The sequence below is a fragment of the Psychrobacter pasteurii genome, assembly GCF_900162815.1.
GTDB lineage: Bacteria > Pseudomonadota > Gammaproteobacteria > Pseudomonadales > Moraxellaceae > Psychrobacter > Psychrobacter pasteurii.
The window spans coordinates 1-3521 of sequence record NZ_FUGD01000160.1 but is presented as its reverse complement, the minus strand read 5'-3'; the positions used below and the strand labels follow the sequence as shown (position 1 = coordinate 3521).

Annotated in this window: 4 protein-coding genes; 3 read left to right on the top strand and 1 reads right to left on the bottom strand. The window is 41.9% G+C overall.

The window, feature by feature from the left end:
* Positions 1-401: RNA-guided endonuclease InsQ/TnpB family protein (locus A1232T_RS12930; RefSeq protein ID WP_143514001.1), on the top strand; the 401-nt coding region annotated here is incomplete at its 5' end.
* Between the two features lie 47 nt (positions 402-448).
* On the opposite strand, the gene A1232T_RS12925 is transcribed toward A1232T_RS12930, so the two are convergent.
* The gene (locus A1232T_RS12925; protein ID WP_077449776.1) at positions 449-862 is read right to left on the bottom strand and encodes an organic hydroperoxide resistance protein; all 414 of its coding nucleotides are present in this window, start codon (positions 860-862) and stop codon (positions 449-451) included.
* 330 nt (positions 863-1192) lie between these two features.
* Between A1232T_RS12925 and A1232T_RS12920 the strand changes: the two genes are divergently transcribed.
* Together A1232T_RS12920 and A1232T_RS14650 are read left to right on the top strand one after the other, a co-directional pair.
* Positions 1193-2788, top strand: coding sequence for a peptide chain release factor 3 (locus A1232T_RS12920; protein ID WP_077449775.1), 1596 nt, complete (start codon positions 1193-1195; stop codon positions 2786-2788).
* 379 nt (positions 2789-3167) lie between these two features.
* Positions 3168-3257, top strand: a complete 90-nt coding sequence (locus A1232T_RS14650; RefSeq protein WP_077449777.1) for an RsiV family protein — start codon at positions 3168-3170, stop codon at positions 3255-3257.
* Positions 3258-3521 lie beyond the last annotated feature (264 nt).

Sequence of the window (3521 nt, the reverse complement as noted above, 5' to 3'; positions counted from 1 at the left end):
ATACAAGATTAGACTTAATTCATAAATTCACCACCAAGCTTGTTAAAGATAACGGCTTAATTGTAGTTGGTGATGTTAAATCACGCTCATTTACAACTAAAAAAACCAAGCTAGCTAAATCGACATACGATGCAGGATGGTTTGAACTTAAACGACAACTGGAATACAAATGCAAGCATGCAGGTTGTCAGTTTGAGATGGTAAATGAGAGTTACACTACCCAGACCTGCTCGTGCTGCCACAAAATAAGTGACAGTAGTCCAAAAGGTAGAGCAGGCTTGCGAATAAGAGGATGGACTTGTGCTGAGTGTGGCACAGGGCATGATAGAGATATCAATGCTGCTAAGAATATCCTTGCGGTCGGGCTTGACCGTCTAGAGGTAGGAATCCCCTCGGTTTAGCGAGCGGAGGAAGTCAAGGAAATTAGTTGAAACTAGGTAGCGTCTGGCTATTTAACTTCAGAGCTAACTTCAACCTCAATATTGCCACGGGTTGCTTTAGAATAAGGGCAAACCTCATGTGCTTTTTCAACGGCTTTTTGCACATCTTCTGCGCTTAGGTCAGTATTGCTCGCAATGACGTGAATTTTAACGCCAATGTTATAGTCGTGGCCTTCGCCCTGCAATAAGCTCACATCAACTTCGATGGTTGAGTCAAATTTAATGTCTTGCATTTGTTTTACAACGCCAAGTGCGCCATCAAAACAAGCGCCATAGCCCATCGCAAATAGTTGTTCTGGGTTGTTACCGTCTTTGCCAGAACCTGGCGCAACCATATTGATGGTTAGATCACTGTCATTTAACTTTGCTGAACCCGTACGACCGCCGGTTACTGTGGCTTGAGTGGTATATAAAGTTTTCATATCATTCCTTTTTTATAATTTATAGTAGCTTCATCTTTAGCTAGTAGCTGTATCTTTAGCGAGTTGTACATTTAGAGAGCTGTACAACATCTAGTGTCAGCATAACAAAACGCCTGCTGTTTTCCGTTTGTGAGTGGTAAAGCTTTACCCTTACTTTGTAAGTTGGTCTTACTCAGCTCTTATTAAGCCAACATCTTCTGCACCCGTATTAGAAATCCGTTACAATACGCACATTAATTTCTCCAATTATTTCTTATTTTGTTTGTTACTCTATTTCCAAATTGAATATTTTTTCTGAACCACCTTCCACATTAAGTTGAAAAGCACATTATGAGCGTAGATCAAAAAACTCTGAACAAAGAAGTTGCCAAACGCCGCACCTTCGCCATTATTTCTCACCCCGATGCTGGTAAAACCACCATGACCGAGAAGCTATTGCTTTGGGGTCAAGCCATTCAGGTGGCCGGTGAGGTGAAGGGTCGTAAAACTGACCGTCATGCCACGTCTGACTGGATGAGCATGGAGCAGGAGCGTGGTATTTCGATCACTACTTCTGTGATGCAGTTTCCTTACAAAGACCATATTGTCAACTTACTAGATACCCCAGGTCACGCAGATTTCTCTGAAGATACGTATCGTACGCTAACGGCGGTAGACAGTGCCTTGATGATGGTTGACGGCGCAAAAGGTGTGGAAGAGCGAACCATTAAATTAATGGAAGTGTGTCGTATGCGTGACACGCCGATTATTTCGTTCGTCAACAAGCTAGATCGCCAAATTCGTGATCCATTAGAGCTGTTAGATGAGATTGAAACGGTTCTAAAGATTAAGTGTGTGCCCATCACTTGGCCTATCGGTATGGGTCAAGACTTTGTTGGGGTGTATCACCTGACTGAAGATAAAACTTATCTGTATAGCAAGGGTCATGGCGGCGAAATCACAGAGATTGAAACCCGTGAGGGCTATGACTATCCTGACATTCGTGAGCGTTTAGGCACTTTGGCATTTTCAGCTTTTGAAGAGTCTCTCGAGCTGGTACAAATGGCGCTAGAAGACTTTGATATTGACCTGTTTTTAAAGGGGGAGATGACACCAGTACTATTTGGTACGGCATTAGGTAACTTTGGTGTCAATATGGTACTAGATACTCTTATTGAGCATTCACCAGCACCGAAGAGCCACCCTGCTAAAGAGCGTCAGGTTGAAGCCAATGAGACTAATTTTAGTGGCTTTGTGTTCAAAATTCAGGCTAATATGGACCCGCGTCACCGTGACCGCATTGCTTTTTTACGAGTGTGCTCTGGCAAGTATGAAAAAGGCATGAAGATGAAGCATGTCAGCTTAGGCAAAGATGTGCGTATTTCAGATGCTTTGACCTTCTTAGCGGGTGACCGTGAAGCGTTAGAAGAGGCCTATCCAGGGGATATTATCGGTCTGCACAACCATGGCACGATTAGTATTGGTGACAGCTTTACCGAAGGCGAAGAGCTTAACTTCACTGGTATTCCTCATTTCGCCCCAGAATTATTCCGCCGTGTGGTGCTAAAAGACCCTTTAAAATCAAAAGCTCTGCAAAAAGGTTTGCAACAGCTGAGTGAAGAAGGGGCTACTCAGGTGTTTATGCCACAGATTAATAATGACTTAATCTTAGGTGCGGTAGGGGTGCTTCAGTTTGAAGTTGTGGCGCATAGATTAAAAGAAGAATACAAAGTTCAGTGTATCTTCGAGCCAGTATCAATCGCGACCGTGCGCTGGATTCATTGTGATGATGAAGCGGTATTGGCTAAGTTTAAGAAAAAAGCCCACGACCAATTATCTATTGATGGCGGTGGCTACTTAACCTATCTGGCCCCAAGCCGAGTTAATCTACAGCTAATGCAAGATCGCTATCCTGAAGTGACCTTTAGTAATACCCGTGAGCACTAAAGAGCCACAGATAAAGCATAATTTATAAAATAAAAGAAAGGCGCTCAATTGGGCGCCTTTTTTTATGGTCATTATTCTAGGGGCTAAAAGAGGCTAAGGGATTAAACAGAGGGGGGTTAAATAATTTTAAACACAGTTTCAACAATATAAGTGTGGCTTTGATATATGTTATCTATTTATTGATTTATAAGCAGTGATATTATAAGGGGCAGTCTTTTTGCAAGACTTGCTACTTTTTTTACAAGCCTTGTTAGTTTTAGGCCAACAAACAAAGTTCAAGGCATTGGCGTATACTGCTTATAAACTGGATAACACAAACTGACAGTGATGTTGATTCTTTGAAAAGAATTGGCCATTTTATAAGACTGGTAATGTAACTATTAATAATCAAGGGGTAGCGTTAACTTATCAGCCTTATGAGATAGCGCCTTATGCTTGTCATGTCTACGTTAACCATACCGTGTGCTAAACTTAAAGGGATTGTAAAATTTGAGTATTTGCCAAAGTCAGCAACGTCAGTAATAAATGCAAAAAATAGCAGTCGCTTGCTGATTCAGGGCAATCGCACTACAAAAAGTCAAAGAAGGAGTAAAATATAGCAACCGATCCATAAGAGGTAGCTATTATGCTCAATGATCCAAGAGAGTTCTTTGCCAAACTCAATGACCCAAGACGCCAAAACAAAAACCTCTATCATCCACTAGAGAACGTCATATTTATTGCGCTAACCGCT

Excerpts from the sequence above, each read along its gene's own strand:
- A1232T_RS12925 (WP_077449776.1), bottom strand. The coding sequence starts at position 862 with ATGAAAACTTTATATACCACTCAAGCCACAGTAACCGGCGGTCGTACG.
- A1232T_RS12920 (WP_077449775.1), top strand. The coding sequence starts at position 1,193 with ATGAGCGTAGATCAAAAAACTCTGAACAAAGAAGTTGCCAAACGCCGC.